This is a genomic window from Pseudoalteromonas sp. T1lg75 (assembly GCF_002964705.1).
In the GTDB taxonomy this organism is placed as follows: domain Bacteria; phylum Pseudomonadota; class Gammaproteobacteria; order Enterobacterales; family Alteromonadaceae; genus Pseudoalteromonas.
The window spans coordinates 61879-80104 of sequence record NZ_PQCD01000005.1 but is presented as its reverse complement, the minus strand read 5'-3'; the positions used below and the strand labels follow the sequence as shown (position 1 = coordinate 80104).

The following is an 18226-nucleotide window of genomic DNA, read 5'->3' as shown; positions in this document are numbered from 1 at the left end:
GTAGCAGAGGAACAAAAAGATTAAAAAGGCGCAATCAATGTGCGCCCTATTATTTGTTATTCATACCTCAGGGTAAGCGATGGTCGCGTGCTCGCCGCTTTAAAGGCCAACGTAGCCACGGTAAGCCAGGTGATTGCCGCTACCGTAACAGCAGCAACGCCATACACCCATAAGGCCTGCTCGATACGCTCATTAAAGTTTGCCAACCATTGACCAACAAACCAATAAGTTAGCGGGAAGGCGATGACGGTGCTAATGGCCACCAGCAATAAATATTCCTTAGCCAACAGGTTCACTAAGCTTATACGCGAGGCTCCGAGCACTTTACGCACCGCCACTTCTTTTTGACGTCGCAATGCGGAAAAAGACGCCAAGCCAAAGGTTCCCAACATGGTTAAGAAAATTGCCAATAAGCTAAACACGTTTACCAACACCGAGATACGTTGATCGTTCTTGTACAGAGCTTGGTAATTATCCGCCACCAGCTCCAAGTCCGGGTTGTATACCTTGAGTTCGTCGGCCAGCAGCTGTTTTACCTGAGCCTTAACCGACTCAAACAAGTGTGGCTCAAACTTGATGATCAATTTGCCTTCATTGGCCCAGCTTAAACCACAGATCAAAATAAGTGGCGACGATTCGTCTCGCGCAGAGCCCATGGTGATATCGGCAACCACGCCGACGATTCGCATCACATCCTGACGGTCATCATCCTTGCTGTACCACAACTTACCGATAGCATCCTCGGGATTACTGTAACCCGCCTGCTGTACCAAGGACTCGGAAATTAAGATGCTGGCGTGGCTATTGCCCTGGGCGTCCTGGTTATACCAATCGCTACCATGCGCACGATTAAAGTCACGACCAGCCACCAGTGCCAAACCTAAACTCTCGACGATATCAAAGCCCACGCCAACGAAGGGGATCACGCTATCACGCAAGACGCCATTATCCGAGGTGATAGAAAAGCTGGTATTAAAGGTGGAGGTAAACGAGGCATCACTAATACTGCTCGCCAGCACGCCATCAATGTTATTAATACGCTGAGTAAGGGCATGGTTTTGGCTTATATACAAATCCCTGGCAGGGATATCATCCACTTCCAAACGGTATTGTTTCTCGTAGCCCACCGGAATGGACTGCAGGTGCTGCAACTGCTGTTGCAATGAGAAAGCCCCGATGATCAGCGCTATCGATAAGGAGGCCTGCAGGATAAGCAGGGTTTTGCGCACTAAACTGGCGCTACGGCCACGTTGAATATCGCCGCTTAACACTCGTTTTGCGCTAAATGCCGACATAAAAAATGCCGGATAGGCGCCAGCCAGCACGCCGACAAGCAAGACAATGGCAACCAGCAGCAGGCCAAAATCAGAGAAATACGCTAACACCAGGTCGCGCTCAACCAATTGATTAAAGGTGGGCAAGACCAACTCGACTAGAATACAGGCCAGCAGTGCGGCCAGCAGGGTAATAAGCACAGACTCCAGCAGGAACTGATTAATAACCTGTCGTTTACTCGCTCCCAAGGCTTTACGCACACCCACTTCTTTGGCCCGCTTTGCCGCCTGGGCAATGCTCATATTGATAAAATTAAAGGCCGCCAACACAATCAGCAAGATGCTTAAAGAAAAACTGATCACCACCACGGTGGAGGAGCCGTTAGCCTTAAGTTCATAGCGACTATTGGCATGCAGGTGAATATCGGTCAGCGGCTGAAAGCTGACCTCAACAAAGCCCATTTCCTGATTTGGATAGACGAGTTGCGCATAGGCCTTGGCAAACAGGGCTTGCTCTGCGGCGATATTGGCCTGCTCGCTGAAACGCACATAAGTGTAGAAATTGTTGATACGGTAATTAGGCGCTTCTTTAACCATGGCCACCAGGCCAGCAAAGGTAAAGTGAGTGCTGTCGGGCAGATCCTTAAAAATAGCCGTAACCTGATAGCGGATCTGGCCCTTGCTGATGGTTTCACCAAGGGCATCGGCACGGCCGAACAGGCGAATCGCCTCGCTTTCGCTCAATGCCATTTTATTGGGTGCCGCCAGGGTCGCATCCAGATCGCCATAAAGCACATCGAGCTGAATAAAATCCCGGATATTGGTGGTTGCCGCAAACAAGTCTTCCATCTTGAAGAAGTTGCCATTGGCATTAAAGTCTCCCGACAGCCTGGGATGCATTTGTAAGGCAAAGATGTCTTCAATATCTGTGCCTTTCGCCAGATCTCTTACCGCGTATAAATTGGTGATGGGTGCGGAGGTACCCATGACGGTAAAGTACTGGGACAGGCGATAGGTGCGCTCGGCATTGGGCTGGTACTGATCCACTGCCATTTCAAAACGGGTAAATAAGGCCACCAGAATGGCCGCCGCCAAGCCCACGCTCAAACCGAACAGATTCAAAAAGAAATGCTGTTTGTGCTTGATAAAAGCCCGTACCGCTGAAGATAAATAACTGGTAAACATGATGTCACCTCTAAGTTTTATCGGCTAGCGCTTCCACGGAAGCGCTAACTTATTGTTATTCATATCGTAAGATAAGCGATGGTCTGGTGCTTGCGGCCTTAAAGGCTAAACTTGCAACGGTAACCCAGGTAATCGCTGCCACAGCGGCGGCTGCTACGAAATACACCCACAGAGCTTGTTCAATGCGGTCATTAAAGTTTGCCAGCCAATCACCTACTAGCAAGTAAGTCACTGGATATGCAATAGCAATACTCACTGCCACCAGCACTAAGAACTCTTTAGCAATGATATTAACAATACTGATGCGTGATGCGCCTAGAACTTTTCGAACAGCCACTTCCTTCTGACGACGCACTGTTGCAAACGAAGCCAAACCAAAGGTACCTAAGCAGGTTAAGAACACAGCAAGAGCGGTAAAGATTAAAACTACATTCGAAATACGCTCATCACCTTTTAACAAGGTTTTGTAGTTGTCTGCGAGTAAGTTAATTTTAGGCTCATAGATATTGGCTGTACTTGCTAATACCTCAGCGAGCTGAGTTTTAATGTAAGGCAAGTTTTGCTGATCAATCGTTAAAATAAATTCAGATACAGGTGTTAAGAAGTTAAAGCCACACAAAAACATGATATTAGAGTTGGCATCTTTAGCATTACCTACTTTTACATCTTCAACCACACCCACAACACGCATATCTACGCCGCTACCTGAGTCTTTAATTACCTTACCGATAATCTCACTCATGTTAGTGTAACCCGCTTGTTTTGCGACAGATTCAGTCACAATCGTACCTGTACTTGTTACCCCATTTTCACGGCTTGCCCAATCACCGGCAAACTCGCGGCTAAAATCACGCCCTGCAACCAGTTTTAAACCTAGCGTTTTTACCACATCGTAGCTTGCGCCTACTACAGGAGTTAAGCTGCCAGACGCTTCACCATTTGGCCACGTTGGCATAAGTGTATTATTGATTGAAAGCGTTAAACGGGTATCAATTACTGTTGTTTGCTGTACGCCTTGAATTGCACTAATACGGTTAACTAAGGCATTTTTTTCTTTCGTGAATACTTCCCCTACAGGTAGCTCTGAAATAACCAATCTTTGTGTTGTTTCATAGCCTAAAGGCAAGCTTTGCAAGTAAGTTAACTGCTTTAACAAGGTAACCGAGGCAACAATTAAACCTATTGCCAACGATGCCTGTAGGGTTAGTAAGCTCTTACGAACCCATATTGCTGTATTACCACGTTGTAAGTCACCACTTAAAACTCGTTTTGCACTAAATGACGAAATAAAGAATGCAGGATAAAGCCCAGCTAATATGCCCACAGCAATCGCTACCACAATAATCGCAAGACCAAATTCAGAGGCATAGTTGACTACTAATTCGCGGTCTACTAATTGGTTAAAGCTTGGTAAAAATAGCTCCACTAAGGCACAAGCAATCACCATTGAAAGCATCGAAACCAACACTGACTCAGATAGAAACTGAGTTACTAATTGGCCTTTACTTGCCCCTAGCGCTTTACGCACACCGACTTCTTTTGCACGTTTAGTCGACTGGGCTACCGTCATATTAATGAAGTTAAAACCTGCAATAAGAATAAGTAACACGCTTAAACCGACACAGATCATCACCACTTGTTTAGCACCGCCCGCTTTCATTTCAAAAGGAGATTTAGCCGTTAGGTGTAAATCAAGTAATGGATGTAGTTCTAAACTAACTTGTTCAAGCATAGAACCGCTAAAAAAGCGCTCTGTTAAGGTGTTAGCTAATGCGTCTGTATCGGTACCCGCAGCTAAACGCATATACACATAACTACTGTTCACATTAAATTCGCTTGGCTCATGCTTAACATAAACAAGGTTTTTAAAGGCAAAGTGAGTGTTGTCAGCTAAGTCTGCAAACACTGCGCGAACGGTGTACTGTCCTTGTTCGTGCGTCAGCGTTTCACCAACCACATCAGTACGGCCAAAAATGCGCAGTGCTTCTGTCTCACTTAAGGCCAGGCTGTCTGGTGTACTCATTGCGGTTTTTAAGTCACCCGCAAGCGTTTCCATAGCAATAAAGTTTTCAATATTTGCTGTAGCACCATACAAGGCATTTAACTTATAGCCTTGGTTACGGTAACTCACATCAACCATGGCTTCACGGGTCAGCTCTACCATGGTTAATCCAAATACTTCTTCAACCTGGCTGTAATCTTCTGCCTGTTTTGACTGCATATAATTAAAAAGAGGTATCACAGCTAAACCAAGTTTTGAGAAATCTTGGCCAACGCGATAAACACGCTCAGCATGAGGTTGTTGGCTATCGTACGAGAGCTCATTGATGGCAAAGAGCGCCACCAGAATGGCCGCCGCCAAGCCCACGCTAAGGCCCATCACATTCAAAGCAAAATGCTGTTTTTGCTGCTTAAATGCGCGCAGGGCCGTTATAAGGTAACTGGCGATCATATTAGGCTACCTCAGCGGTCTTAGTGCTCACCGCATTGGCTTTGTCGACCATGATCTGACCGTCCAGCAGGCGCACCAGGCGATCGGCATAATTACCTTCTTTCTCCGAGTGAGTCACCATGATCACCGTGGTGCCCTCGCAGTTAAGCTCGCGCAACATGGCCATTACTTCATCGCCATTTTTGGAGTCCAGGTTACCGGTCGGCTCATCCGCCAAAATAAGTTTAGGGTTAATGACCAAGGCTCTGGCCACCGCCACGCGTTGCTGCTGACCACCGGAAAGTTGCTGCGGTAGATGATCACCGCGATGATCGATGCCGACGCGCTTTAAAATGGCCTCTACACGCTGCTTGCGCTCACTCTTTGAGATATTTTGATACTGTAAAGGCAGCTCAACGTTTTCAAATACAGTCAGTTCGTCAATCAGGTTAAAGCTTTGAAATACAAAGCCGATGGATGCTTTTCTCAGCTCGGCTAACTGTTTTTCACTGTAGCCGGCGATGTCTTCGCCTAGAAACTCAAAGCGGCCGCTACTCGGTGAGTCCAACATGCCCAAAATGGATAACAGGGTCGATTTGCCGCAGCCGGATGGCCCCATGATGGCCAGAAACTCGCCTTCATTCACCGCTAGGTTAATGTCATTTAGTGCTGTTGTTTCAACGTCTTGAGTTCGAAATACACGAGATAAATTAGTAAGTTTAATCATTGTTGTTCCCTTAAAACTGTAATTGTTGTGCTTTATCAAAGTTGCTGTAGCTGGAGGTGATCACCCGATCACCGACCTCAAGACCACTGAGCACTTCGTAGTAATCCTGGTTTTTTCTGCCGAGGCGAATCTCACGGCGCAGCGCCTGGCTGTTGTCCTCACTCATCACATACACCCAGTTACCACCGGAGCTGGTAAAGAAGGCGCCGCGTTTAAGCAATAGGGCATTGGCCTGGCTATCACCCAGCATCAGCTCTATGTCCAGGCTTTGGCCGCGCTTGATGTTGCTGATATCCTTAGGTAAATCGACTTCGATTTGAAACTGTGACTGCTGCACTCTGCTATCTATTTTACTGACCTGAGCATTTACCTTGCCCTGCTCCAGCTCAATGACCACATCCATCCCGGATTGAACCTGGTTGAGATAAAACTCATCGAGGCGTACCACCAGCTTGTACTCGTTGGGGATATCAATTTGCCCTAGTCGCGCGCCACGATCCTTGGACTCACCAATTTCCACATCCAGCTCACTGAGGTAACCGGCAACGGGCGCGGTGATCAGTAAATTTTCCAGATTCTTACGCGCAAACTGCAGGTTTTTCTCCAGCATTTTCGCACTGTCCTGCAGCTGGGCTAATTGCACCTCGCGGATACTGCTTTCCTGCTGCTGGCGTTCCAGTGTCAGCTCCCTGCGTGCCTGGTAATAGGCAAGGTCTTCTTTAATTTCAGCCAACTGCTCCTTGGCCAAGACGCCTTTACTGACCAGGGGTTCGGTTTGTTTTAATCGCCGGCTTAGGTGGGTAATTTTCAGATCGATTTCCAATAGATCGCGGCGCAGATTCAAGCGGCTGGTTTCCATGGTCATCTGGGTATTGCGCAAAAAGTTAAGCTGCTCGGTGACCTGGGCTTCGCGACTCATTACATCCAGCTGCAAGTTGGTGTTGCTTAAGCGCACCAGGGGTTGGCCTTTTTTAACGTACTCGCCCTGTTCGACGAGCCGCTCTTCCACCTGGCCCCCGGCTATGGTGTCGAGATAAATACTGGTTCTCGGTACCACCTGACCACGCAGGCTTAGGGCATCGACAAACTCGCCCTGGTGCACCGTGCTTACACTGAGATTTTGGTCATTTACCGTTTGACTGCGACCCTGGGCATCGCTTTGGGTCAGGCCATAGGCGGCTGCGGCCACCACCAGGCAGCCAAGCCCAAGAAGTGATTTCTTCAGGTATTTATCTGTTGCTGAGCGGGCAATTTTCTTATCCATGTCAACGCCTTGCGATTGTTCTAAGTGCTAATTACCCATGAATGTAACAATTCCCGTGCCAAAATTTATTTGTCAATAAAAACATATGGTTATATGAATTTTACAGAGTAGGCTCAAGAACGGGTGTCCGCTGGTAGAACACTTACCCGATGACTCAACGTCCATTAATGGACACTGTCCCTATTTTGGATTAGGCTACTGAAAACACACAATAATAATTACAAATATGAAACATGCCGGTGCCATTCTCATCATCGATGACAACCCAGATATTCTGATCGCCGCACGACTACTGCTAAAACAGCACTATCAGGTGGTGAAGACCACGGATAACCCCTTCGATATCGAGGGCATTATCAATGCCCAACAGGAAGCGGATCAGCCCATCGATGTCATCTTGCTGGATATGAACTTTACCCAGGACTCCATCAGCGGGCAGGAAGGGTTTTACTGGCTGAAGAAAATTGCCGCGCAGGACCCCAGCATAGTGGTCTTGTTGATGACCGCATACAGCGATATTCAACTGGCGGTGGATGCCATTAAGGCCGGCGCCGCCGACTTTATCGCCAAACCCTGGCAAAACGAGCAACTGCTGGCCAGCGTGGCTGCGGCCTTTAATCACGGTAAAGATAAGCGCCAGGTTGGACAGCTTAAACGCCAAACCCAGGGGCTTAACGATGCCCTCAACAGCAACAAGTTTGCATTTTTAGGCCAAAGCCAGGCCATGCAACGGGTGTTCGACACCATAGCGAAAGCCGCTCAGACCGACGCCAATATACTGATCACCGGCGAAAGCGGCACCGGCAAGGAGCTCACCGCCCATGCTATTCACCAGCAGAGCCTGCGTCATCAGGGCCCCTTTATCGGCGTAGACATGGGGGCCATGAGCGCCTCCTTGTTGGAGAGTGAACTGTTCGGCCATAAAAAAGGCGCCTTTACCGATGCCAAAGAAGATCGTGTCGGCCGTTTTGAACTCGCCAACGGCGGCAGCCTGTTTTTAGATGAGCTCGGCAACCTGCCACTTGAGCAACAGGTGAAGCTATTGGCGGCGCTGCAAAATCGACAAATCACCCCCCTGGGCGGCAGTAAAACCATAGATGTGGATATTCGTTTGATCAGCGCCACCAATGACAACCTGCACCAAAGCGTCAGCGAAGGTCGCTTTCGTCAGGATCTCCTGTATCGTATCAACACGGTGGAAATCGCGCTGCCACCACTGCGCGAACGTCGCGAAGACATTCCCCTGCTGGTGGACTATTACCTCAATCATTTTGGTCAGAAATATAAACGCGAACTCGGTGTCTCAACTTCAAGCATGCGGGCACTAAGCGACTACCCTTGGCCGGGCAACGTGCGCGAACTGGCCCATGCCATAGAGCGGGCGGTGATCCTCTCAAGTGGCACCGAGCTGGACATAGCTTCTGTGGTCGCCTCCGGCACCAATGCGGCCTCGGAAAGCCCGCAAGGCGGCAACACTCAGGTATTTTCCACCTTCAATCTTGAAGAGCTGGAACACCAAGCCATTCGCGCCGCCCTCACCCATTATCAGGGCAATGTCAGCCATGCCGCCAAGGCTCTGGGGTTAACCCGTGGCGCCATGTATCGCCGCCTTGAAAAATACGGACTCTAGCTCGACATGCAAGCACAGACTAAACTTGCCCTGCTCTTGGTGATGCTGCTGGCCTGCATCCTTGGGGCTCAGTATGCCTATACCTTTTGGCACCTGCCCGCCCTGACCACGGGCCTGATGATTGGCGCCTTGATAAGCTGCTACAGAATAGTCGTTCTATTTAGGCGACAAAGCCGCCAGGCACAACTGGCACTCAAAGCCCTGGCCAATGGCGACAGCAGCCTGGGTCTGACCCAGTCGCATCCGATGCGGGTGCAGTATGACGAGGTTAAAGAGCAAATTCTTCAGGCCCGCTTAGCCGCCGAGCAACAAGCCCAGTTTATGCAGACCCTGCTTATCCATATCGATATGGCGGTGCTGGTGTTTGACCATAAAGGTGACGCCATAGAGCATAACCCCGCGGTAGCCAGGTTACTCGGCAAAGCCATTAAACACACCCGGGATCTGGAGCAAATTGGGCTCTTTATTGAAGAAGCTCAGAGCAACAGCCAGTCCACGGCGCTGTGGCAACGAGGTGAACAACAGGACACCCTGTCGGTGCAACTGAGTATTGCCACCATCCAGGGTCAGGCGCTAAAAATCGTAACCCTGCAATCAATCCATGAGCAGCTGTTGCACAAAGAGCAGCAGGCCTATAAGCGACTCACCCGGGTGTTGACCCATGAAATTGCTAATTCCATCACCCCGCTGTCGTCTCTAGCGCAAACCTGCACCGGCTTAATGCCCGAACAATTGAGCTTTGCCGATCAGGAAGACAAGGAAGACCTTGAGCTGGCACTGGCCACCTTAAAAAGCCGTACCCAGGGCTTAAGCGACTTTATCGCCCGCTTTCGCTCCATTAGCAATCTGCCAAAGCCGGACCTCAGCGTGCAATCGTTAGCGGCCGTGGTTGAGCGCTGCTGCACCCTGTTAAAGCATGACCTGGCACAGCAGCAAATCCACCTTGAGCTGCAGACAACCGCCGACACCTTGGTAATGTGTGACGCCCAGCAAATTGAGCAGGTGCTGATCAACCTGATTAAAAACGCCATCGAAGCCATGAGCCAGCGCGAGAATCGCAAAGAGCTGCGCCTGGAGATAGATAAAAATGGCCAGGGCCAACTCTATATTGCTGTAAGCGATAGTGGTGGTGGGATCAGCGAGCAGGCTCAGGAAATGATGTTTGTGCCATTTTTTACCACCAAACAACAGGGCTCAGGCATAGGCCTGGCGCTCAGCAAACAAATCATGGTCAGCCATGGCGGCGACCTTATCTACCAGCCGCTACCCGATGGCGCCTGTTTTCGCTGCATGTTTGGTTAGTGCTTAGACCGGGGGTAAATTTACGCTCTGCACCTTCCTATGTGCTATGCTCAAGCACAGAAGGAACCACTATACGAATCAACGGTCTACCTTGAGGCAAAAAATTAATATTCAGGTGTGGCTCAGTCACTTAAGCTGGCGCTCAGATTTAGCTCACTTTGTGTTCAGGCTAACCGATTAAGCTCACACCCTTTCGCTATGACCACCCAAATAGCGCACATGTAACTTTTTATCTAAATAACACTGAATTTTTATGTATCGAATTTTATTTATTTCTTTTTTCCTGGTGTTGGCGGGCTGTCAAAATACGCCGCCGGTTGCCGACCAGGAGCAACAGCAGGATATGGCGCCGGGCGAGGACAGCGCGGCCAACAATACCAACCACACCAGCGACACGCAGGAAGACCAGCAGGCCAAGGTTGAAACCAAGCTCACACCACAACAGGTTGATGATGTATGGCAACGTATTCGCATGCAACTGCGCTTTGCCGACTCTAATCACCCTGCGGTGCAGCGACGTATTGATTGGTATCTGGCACACCCTAACTACATGGAAGAGATCAGTCGCCGTGCCGAGCCCTACCTGTACCACATAGTCACCGAAGTGGAAAAGCGCGACTTGCCCATTGAGTTGGCGCTAATGCCGCTGATAGAAAGTGACTTTGATGCCAGTGCCTACTCCCATAAGCATGCCTCGGGACTGTGGCAGCTCACCCCATCTCTGGCCAAGTATTTTGGTGTAAAAATAAGCCCCTGGTATGACGGTCGTCAGGATGTGATCGACAGCACCCAGGCGGCACTGGACTTTATCGAATATCTGCACAAACGCTTTGACGGCGACTGGTATCACACCATTGCCGCCTATAACGTCGGTGAAGGCCGTGTATTAAAAGCCATTGAAAACAATAAAAAGGCCGGTAAAAGCACCGACTTTTTCGCCCTTAAGCTGCCTAAACAAACTCGCCACTATGTCCCAAAACTGCTGGCGGCGGTACAACTGCTTAAGCACCAGAAGATGGAATTTCCGGTAATCAATAACCAGCCAAGCATTACCACCTTGCCGCTATCCGGTGCCGTGGTGCTGGCCGATAAGAGCAAATGGGGTAAGCTGGAGCAGCTCAACCATGGAGTGATCCGCTTTCCAGCCATCATAGATGCCCCACATATTGTTGTCCCGGTAGAGAAAAAACAGCAATGGCAAACACTCATCGCCGACCAACAAAGCGGTGATTACAGCCAATGGCAGCATTACACCATAGCCCGGGGAGATAGCCTGAGCGTGATTGCCGCACGTTATGCGCTCACGGTACAGCAACTGAAGACCTTTAATAACCTTAAATCGGACCGCATCCGCATTGGCGACAAACTTATTTTGCCGGTGCTCGCGGATGAGCAAATCGAATACAAGGTGGCTCGTGGCGATAGCCTGTGGAAAATAGCCCGCCGTTATCAGGTGAGCGTGGCCAAGCTCAAGCAGTGGAACAACCTTTCTAAAGATACCCTGCGTATTGGCGAAACCCTGACGCTGTTTTTATCACGCAGCTAACCCCTTAGAAGTAAGGCCGCTAAATAGCGGCCTTATTGTTTTCAGACTCCACAGGGCTAAGCCCTGTTTCATTCACTTTCATTATTGCCATACCAGTTAAACTTGCGGGTCAGCATCATGATCAAGCTCAGTACAGCAAATACCAGGGTTGCACCCATTAACAAGGCGTAATCTTCCGCCGCCAACAGGCTGAATAAGACCCCGTAAAGCAACGCAATGCCAGCAAAGAATACCACCCCCTGGCGCGAGCTGTGCAGCATGCCAGCCACATAAATGCTTAACAGCAAGCCAGAAGCCAAAGCCGAGAACATATAAGCCAGATTAAAACCAAAATGCTCGCTGAGCGATACCAGCAACAAATAAAACACCGCGATGGCGAGGCCAACAAAGCCGTATTGCACCGGATGAATCGCGTCTTTTCGAAGGATCTCCAGTAAAAAGAAGCTTGAGAACACCAGTACCAACACCAAGAGTGCATAATTGGTAGCGCGGTGGCTTTTCAGATAGTGATCGACGCCATCCACCAGATTTACACCCAGACTGCGCTCGCGCAAATTACTGCAATCGCCATTGCTGCGCACACAGTTACCAAACAACTCCTGCATATTGGTGGCGAAGAAGTTAGTTTGCCAAATGGCGGTAAACTGTTCATTATCTATGCTTGACGAAGTTGGCAAGTAGTCACCAACAAAGCTTGGGTGAGGCCAATCGGCGCTCATGGAAACATGGGTTTCTTCCCCCACGGGAGCTATGGCGAAACGCTTCATGCCCTGGAGATTGAGGTTAATCTGCACCGCCACGCTGTCATTCGCCAACAGACCTTGCAAGTCCAAAGCCGCATGCACGCCATCGGCCAGTTGTTTTATCTGACTACCGGGCTGGAACGCCAATGGCTTACCGGCCATTTTTACCGCGCTGCCAACGCCTATACCGCGAATATCCTGAACTACCATCACCAGATTGAACTTGGTAATATTTTTGTCGACATAGCCTTTGAGTTTTCGCGTGTTGAAGGTGGCTGAAATATCGTTTTGCGAGCGGTACAGATTGGCCTTATAGATGCCGCGAAACTTCTCGAACGTGCTTAACTGGGCCTGCCATTTTAGCTCGCTCGGCAACAGTACCTGCTTGTGTAACACGGAATAGCTTTGCCCCTGCTCGTTATGCTTGGTTTCCACATATTCCAAATACAAAAATGGTCCGATGATGCCCTGCTCGCCGCTGCTGCTGCGGGCAATTTCCTGCTGTACTTGCAGGTGACGCTCGGATCGCTCGAAGATCAATCCCTTAATCAACATGATGGGCACCAAAATCAGCAGAATAAGGCCGGCGATAATGAGTAATTTATTACCTAGTTTTTGTCTCATTTAATAAACTCCATGTGATGAATAGCCTTAGCTTATTCAGCCAAATTGGAGTTTAGGTGCGGTTAATGTGGAGATTTTATGGAGTTGTAAATACCAGGGTGACGCGCACTCCACCTGGCACATTGGCTATCAACAACTCACCCTGGTGCAGTTGCATAATCTGCTCAACAAAGGTTAAGCCCAAGCCGGTGCTTTTTTGGCCATTGGCACGCGGCAGCGAATAAAAACGCTCGCATACCTTACCGAGGGCGTAGTCCGGTATGGCCGGGCCTTGGTTAACTACCTGTATCAGGGTGCGATGACACTCAAGATGTACCGAAATGTTCACCTCGCCGCCTTCCACCACAAAATCGAGGGCATTTTCCAAACAAATTGTAGAGCGCCTGTTGCACCAAGAATGCATCGCCAAGCAGGCTGTACCCAGGGTCACATTGAAGCTGCATCTGCACCTTTTTTTGGGTAATGGGAGCCAACAGGGAGTCACATACCCGGGCGATCAAGGGGGCGAGAACAATCACTTCTTTATTTTGCAATTGTGGCTGCTTTTCAAGTCGCGTCAGGGCCAAAAGATTGTCGATAAGATGCTGCATGCGGGCGCTTTCTTTTTCAATATTATTGGCAAAGAGCCGCTGTTTTTGCTCCGTCAGGGGCGTTTGCAACAACTCGCTCGCTCCTTTAATGGCACTCAGTGGACTTTTCAGCTCATGAGTCAGGGTTTGCACATATTGCTCCACATAGTTTTTACCATCCAGCTTAGCGCGCATGGCTGCCAGGGCATCGCTCAGTTGCCCATATTCATAAAAGATGCGAAACACCGGCTGCTTGGCCTTTTCGCCGCGGCCCATTTTGGCGGCGTAGTCTGCCAGTTTGTCCAGCGCCGTGTTGATGCGCCAGGCGATCAGCGCCCCGAGTAACAAGGCCACCACACTCATTACCACCAGCCAGGTAAGCACTCGATATTTGGCCTTATCAATAAAGGGTTGTACCGAACGATTGGCCTTGGCCACGGTGACACTGCCAATGATCTCGCCAGCCACCCGAATGGGTGCCGCCACATGCATTACGGTTGAATCCGGGTCGTCGCTCAATTGAGCACTGGAGCGGGCACCATACTGGCCGCGCAGGGTCAGGTACACATCATTCCAGCGAGAAAAATCTGCTCCCACATCCCGTTGCCATGAATCAACCAGGACGATACCGTCGGCATCGGTAATATAGATCCGGTGGTTAATACTGCTTTTGTCCACGCCCCAAATCGCCGCATTCGGGTCGCGTTTACCGAAGTGAGTCAACAGCTCGGCAAATTCACTGCGCGCTAAGGTGCCCTGTTGCAGGTGTGGCGCCGCCAAGGTTGCCAGCAGGTTGGCCATATCCACCAGGGTTTCTTCGCTCACCTGTCGCACCGTGGGCTTAATCTCGCGCATCACCGTTGAGCTGACCACATAGGTGGTTAACACCACCACGACCACGTACAGCAAAAACAACCGTAAGCCAAGGGGAATACGGGGCCATTGAAACAGCTTATCAACCCAGGAAGGATGGCTACTTGGGTTCATAGAAATACCCGAAACCGCGCTTGGTGTGGATCACCTCTGCCAGATCATGACACTTCAGCTTTTGGCGTATGGCCTTGATATGGGAATCGATATTGCGGGCGTAGTGAGAGGCATTAGCCATGTCCGCGGCACTCATCAGTTGTTCGCGGCTAAAAACCCGGTGCGGCTGGCTATGGAGCTTATGTAACAGCTTATATTCCAGCGCCGTTAACTGCAGTGCCTGAGCGCCGACATAAAAATCATATTGGCGGGCATGGAGCCCGGTGCAGACCTGTGCCGCAGACTCTGGGGCTTCAACCTTGGTATGCGCAGCTTAATGCGGGCCAGTACTTCCCTGGGGCTAAAGGGCTTGGTCACATAGTCATCGGCACCGATCTCAAGACCTACCACCCTGTCGATTTCATCGCTACGGGCGGTTAAAAAGATAATAGGCACAGTGGAGAAGGTGCGTATCTGTTTGCAAAGCTCGAAGCCATTGCCATCGGGGAGACCTACATCGAGCAGCACCAGGGCCGCAGGCTCATCTTGAATAGCGGTTAATCCCTGGGCGGCGGTGGCACACCAGGAAGCGGCTAATCCGGCTTGTTCAATCACATGTACCAGGGTATCGGCTATGGCCGGTTCATCCTCAATGACTACAATTCGCTGGCTTGTCATGCTGCTGTCCATCTGTCCCTTTTTTATTGTTCCGGCCTATAGTTACAGGACAATACCGGTTTATCAACTAAAACACGATCCGCACGCAGGCACCCTTTAAGGTCGCGCTTTGCTCCAGTTGAATATCGGCGTCATTCCACAGACACAACTTGCTGACGATGGATAGGCCTAGGCCCACGCCGGTGTGCTCGCGCTGGGCAACTTGGTGATTTTTAACAAAGGCCTGGAGTAGTCTGGGACTGAGCTGCTCATTAAAGCCGGGGCCATCATCGGCCACGGTGAGCTCAATACCATGGGGATGAGCACGCAGACTGATATGAATCTGGGTGTGGGCAAAGCGTACGGCATTGCTCATTAGGTTGGTAAGAATACGCAAGAAACTGCGCCTATCCACCTCAATCACCTCGCAGTGACAGTCTATATGTATGCTCAAATCGCTATAGATGCGAAATTTATCGCAGCCCTGCTCTAACAACTCCCTGGCATCATGGGCGACCGGGCGGATCGTCGGCTTGCACTGATTAAGCTCGGCATAGGTTAGAAACTCCTCCACCAGCATTTCCAGCTCGGTGAGGTCTTGCAGCACGCTATTACAGTCGACGGCACCGCTTGGCTGGTGAGCGGCCATTTCCAGGGCAAATTTAGCGCGGCTGATGGGCGTGAAAAAGTCGTGGGATACAGCATTGATCAACTGGCGCTGATAATCACTTTGGTTTTTTAATTCTTCAGCCATCTCATCAAAGGCATCGCCGATGCGTTTAATTGCACTTAAACGCCCCAGCCGGGCCTGGGCGCTAAAGTTACCCACGGAGATTTTTTTACTGGCCTGACGTAACCGGGTGAGATCGCGAAATAATGGCCAACACACCAGCAGCACGGCCACCGCGACGCTGGTATAAAACAACATACTGATCAGCGTCTGTTGCGAATCGCGTTGCGCTCGCGGCAAGGGGCCGAGCATCAAGATCCGTTGTTGGCTACCATCGAGGTAGTAAAAAAGTAACTGACTATCTTGATCCAGCATGGGCACTACCGCACCACTGCGCAGCTGCTCGTCTATGTGGGGGTCAAAGTGAATATCGCTCAGGGTTATTGCGCTGATCAGGTGGCTAGTCTGTGGGTTCGGTGTTTGCAGCATGCCCCGAGCTAGGGCAAGCTCGGCGTCACTGGCAATGGCGGTGTCGCCGAGATGGCTGTTAATCAGCCAAGCGCTTATGCCTAGACACAGCACCAGGGTTGAGAAAAGGTAACCATAAACCTTGAGCACTTAGCTCACTTCCACGCATCCGGTGAAAGGATATAACCCTTACCCCATACGGTGATAATGCGACTTGGATGTTCATCGGCATCGCCCAGCTTTTTGCGCAAACGGCTGACACGACCATCTATAGTGCGGTTTTGACCATCGTACTTACGGCCGATAGCGGCTTCGAACAAATGCTCACGACTGACCACCTGACCAACGTTAAAGGCGAGTTTTTCCAACAAGTCGAACTCACCCGTGGTGAGCTCAAGGCGGTCGCCATTTAAGCTCGCCTGACGCTGATAACGATTGATCACCAGGTTGCCTATGGTCAGGGTTTGCGACTGAGCGGCGTTCTTGGCACAGTATTTTAGCTCATTGCGACGCAAGCAGTGATTGATACGCGCCAACAAAATAGAGGGCGAAATAGGCTTTGTAAGGTAGTCCTCGGCACCAAGCTCCAGGGCATGAATGTGATCCACATGACTTTGTCGCGCGGTGAGAAAAATAACCGGCACCGAATACTGGCGCTGCAGCTCTTCAAAAACTTTAAAGCCGTCGCTCTCCGGTAGACCGATATCGAGTAGCACCAGGTCGTAACGCCGCTTCACCATCTCAAATGCAGCGATATGGGGTGAACTAATATGGGTCACAGCAAAACCATTAGAAATTAGGAAGGAAGAGATAAGCTCGGCCAATTTCAGGTCATCTTCGACATAAAGAATAGATTTTTGTTGTTCACTCATTAAAAAATACTCCAAGCTACCTTGCGACGCTTTTGATTTAGAAAGTGGCGTTGAACGTCGATCATCACCTGCGCAACTCGCTGTTTATCTTGCTTGCGCACTAAATAAATCATCACATCGGAAGCGGATTCCAATGCCAATTTATAGTGCTGGGCACGATTGGGGACGTCACAAATTAGTTCTGGCTCACGGGCTTCAACCTGTAAGCAATAGGTCGTGGTGGGCTCTCCTTGCCAACTTAATAATAGGTTTATCTGGCAGCTGGGCTGGGTTGTTACGCAGGTCTCCGGTTTGGCCTTGATATAGTTTTTTTCAAGCGCACCGGCGTTGCCGCTGTGTATCAGCAACAGGAATAAGGGGAGGATAAACTGCATAGCCACACGTTGACTCATCAGAAACTCCACGCCACCCCAGCGTAGTAAGAAAGCAGGTGCTGCTTCGATACTAGCGGACTGTCGGCAATTTCGCTGTCGAGCACCTGCCACTTAAGATCGGAAATAAATCGCCAATCTTCATTAATTTGATATTGGTAGGTTAGCTGTAAGCTCTTATTGAACGCGTGCTCTGGCTGATAGCGGGAAAAGCCAGCAACAATTTCCTGGCGCTGACTACCGTAATAGTACTTGGTTATCTCATTACTTTGGTACTGAATTTCCGCCGCAGCCACCAGTAAGTGCTTGTGCCATTGCTGATAACGGGAAAGCACCAGCGAGCCTTCTTGACCATGATGATAGTGAGTGATTTCAGTAAAGTAGCTGGCACTAAGACGCCATTGTTGCCAATCATATAAATATTGGGCACCGGCCAAAAAAGACAGCTCACGATCACGAATTTTGGTGATATCACCGACTTTTTTGGTGTCTCTGGGCTGTTGCTGCGCACTGGGTGGACGCGGAGCCCCCGGCATCACAGTGGATGTCAACGACGCAACAACCGAGCTCGCTGCCAGGCTGTCAATAAAATACAAACCATCACGATTCATTTTACTGACGAAGGACAACTGGTGGTTGTCATTACTCAAAGGGGTCCAAGACAGCTCAAAATTGCTAAAGGCAAAGTCGCCGTAAAACACTTCGACCTTGGGGATCACATACAGGGGAATATCATCGGCATCATGAATCGGGTTTTCGATTTCACCATAACCGGCACTAAGACCAAACTGCCATCCTGAATGAGCGGTGTAGATTGTCTCTTCACTCGCACTCAGAGCGCCACTGAATAGCGCAATAACCAGTAATAGCCCTGCCTTATACACCTTGCTACCGACTCTCGTTAATGAATAACACCGCTTAAATTGA

Annotated in this window: 16 protein-coding genes; 3 read left to right on the top strand and 13 right to left on the bottom strand. The window is 49.9% G+C overall.

The features are described 5' to 3' along the window. Positions 1-56: 56 nt before the first annotated feature. The 4 genes from C2M36_RS01420 to C2M36_RS01405 are packed head-to-tail and all read right to left on the bottom strand — an operon-like array spanning position 57 to position 6881. Positions 57-2459, bottom strand: a complete 2403-nt coding sequence (locus tag C2M36_RS01420) for an ABC transporter permease (protein WP_105253399.1) — start codon at positions 2457-2459, stop codon at positions 57-59. Between the two features lie 55 nt (positions 2460-2514). Further along, on the bottom strand, positions 2515-4911 hold the full coding sequence (locus tag C2M36_RS01415) for an ABC transporter permease (RefSeq protein ID WP_105253398.1): 2397 nt from the start codon (positions 4909-4911) through the stop codon (positions 2515-2517). A gap of 1 nt (position 4912) precedes the next feature. Continuing rightward, entirely contained in the window at positions 4913-5617 is a 705-nt protein-coding gene (locus C2M36_RS01410; RefSeq protein ID WP_105253397.1) for an ABC transporter ATP-binding protein, read from the bottom strand. Between the two features lie 10 nt (positions 5618-5627). Further along, positions 5628-6881 carry an efflux RND transporter periplasmic adaptor subunit gene (locus tag C2M36_RS01405; protein ID WP_105253396.1) on the bottom strand — a complete coding sequence of 418 codons (1254 nt, stop codon included), beginning with the start codon at positions 6879-6881 and terminating at the stop codon, positions 5628-5630. Between the two features lie 226 nt (positions 6882-7107). On the opposite strand from C2M36_RS01405, the gene C2M36_RS01400 reads away from it, so the two are divergent. The 3 genes from C2M36_RS01400 to C2M36_RS01390 all read left to right on the top strand — a co-directional run bounded on the left by C2M36_RS01400 (position 7108) and on the right by C2M36_RS01390 (position 11359). Next, entirely contained in the window at positions 7108-8511 is a 1404-nt protein-coding gene (locus C2M36_RS01400) for a sigma-54-dependent transcriptional regulator (RefSeq protein WP_105253395.1), read from the top strand. 6 nt (positions 8512-8517) lie between these two features. Beyond that, positions 8518-9813, top strand: coding sequence for a sensor histidine kinase (locus C2M36_RS01395; protein WP_105253394.1), 1296 nt, complete (start codon positions 8518-8520; stop codon positions 9811-9813). A 253-nt stretch (positions 9814-10066) separates the two neighbouring features. Next, positions 10067-11359, top strand: coding sequence for a LysM peptidoglycan-binding domain-containing protein (locus C2M36_RS01390; protein WP_233998359.1), 1293 nt, complete (start codon positions 10067-10069; stop codon positions 11357-11359). A gap of 68 nt (positions 11360-11427) precedes the next feature. Here the strand turns inward: C2M36_RS01390 and creD are convergent, their stop codons facing one another. The 9 genes from creD to C2M36_RS01355 form a co-directional block, all read right to left on the bottom strand. Then, on the bottom strand, positions 11428-12726 hold the full coding sequence (creD, locus tag C2M36_RS01385; protein WP_105253393.1) for a cell envelope integrity protein CreD: 1299 nt from the start codon (positions 12724-12726) through the stop codon (positions 11428-11430). A 76-nt stretch (positions 12727-12802) separates the two neighbouring features. Continuing rightward, positions 12803-13054 carry an ATP-binding protein gene (locus C2M36_RS16945; RefSeq protein ID WP_234399064.1) on the bottom strand — a complete coding sequence of 84 codons (252 nt, stop codon included), beginning with the start codon at positions 13052-13054 and terminating at the stop codon, positions 12803-12805. Then, the gene (gene creC, locus C2M36_RS01380; RefSeq protein ID WP_234399062.1) at positions 13032-14282 is read right to left on the bottom strand and encodes a two-component system sensor histidine kinase CreC; all 1251 of its coding nucleotides are present in this window, start codon (positions 14280-14282) and stop codon (positions 13032-13034) included. Before creC ends, C2M36_RS16945 begins: the two co-directional genes overlap by 23 nt. Then, a complete protein-coding gene (locus C2M36_RS16865) occupies positions 14269-14472 on the bottom strand; it encodes a winged helix-turn-helix domain-containing protein (RefSeq protein ID WP_234399071.1) in 204 nt (67 codons plus the stop codon). The genes creC and C2M36_RS16865 overlap by 14 nt, the downstream gene beginning before the upstream one ends. Positions 14473-14489: 17 nt before the next feature. Beyond that, positions 14490-14939: a response regulator gene (locus C2M36_RS01375; RefSeq protein WP_199882997.1), complete on the bottom strand. Its 450-nt coding sequence runs from the start codon at positions 14937-14939 to the stop codon at positions 14490-14492. A 67-nt stretch (positions 14940-15006) separates the two neighbouring features. Then, positions 15007-16206 (bottom strand): ATP-binding protein, encoded by a 1200-nt coding sequence (locus tag C2M36_RS01370; RefSeq protein WP_105253392.1) that lies wholly within the window; start codon positions 16204-16206, stop codon positions 15007-15009. Positions 16207-16211: 5 nt separating this feature from the next. Beyond that, a complete protein-coding gene (locus C2M36_RS01365) occupies positions 16212-16928 on the bottom strand; it encodes a response regulator transcription factor (protein WP_105253391.1) in 717 nt (238 codons plus the stop codon). Then, positions 16928-17320 carry a DUF3019 domain-containing protein gene (locus tag C2M36_RS01360; RefSeq protein WP_105253390.1) on the bottom strand — a complete coding sequence of 131 codons (393 nt, stop codon included), beginning with the start codon at positions 17318-17320 and terminating at the stop codon, positions 16928-16930. Before C2M36_RS01360 ends, C2M36_RS01365 begins: the two co-directional genes overlap by 1 nt. After that, entirely contained in the window at positions 17320-18183 is an 864-nt protein-coding gene (locus C2M36_RS01355; RefSeq protein WP_158678833.1) for a MipA/OmpV family protein, read from the bottom strand. Before C2M36_RS01355 ends, C2M36_RS01360 begins: the two co-directional genes overlap by 1 nt. Between the last annotated feature and the right edge of the window lie 43 nt (positions 18184-18226).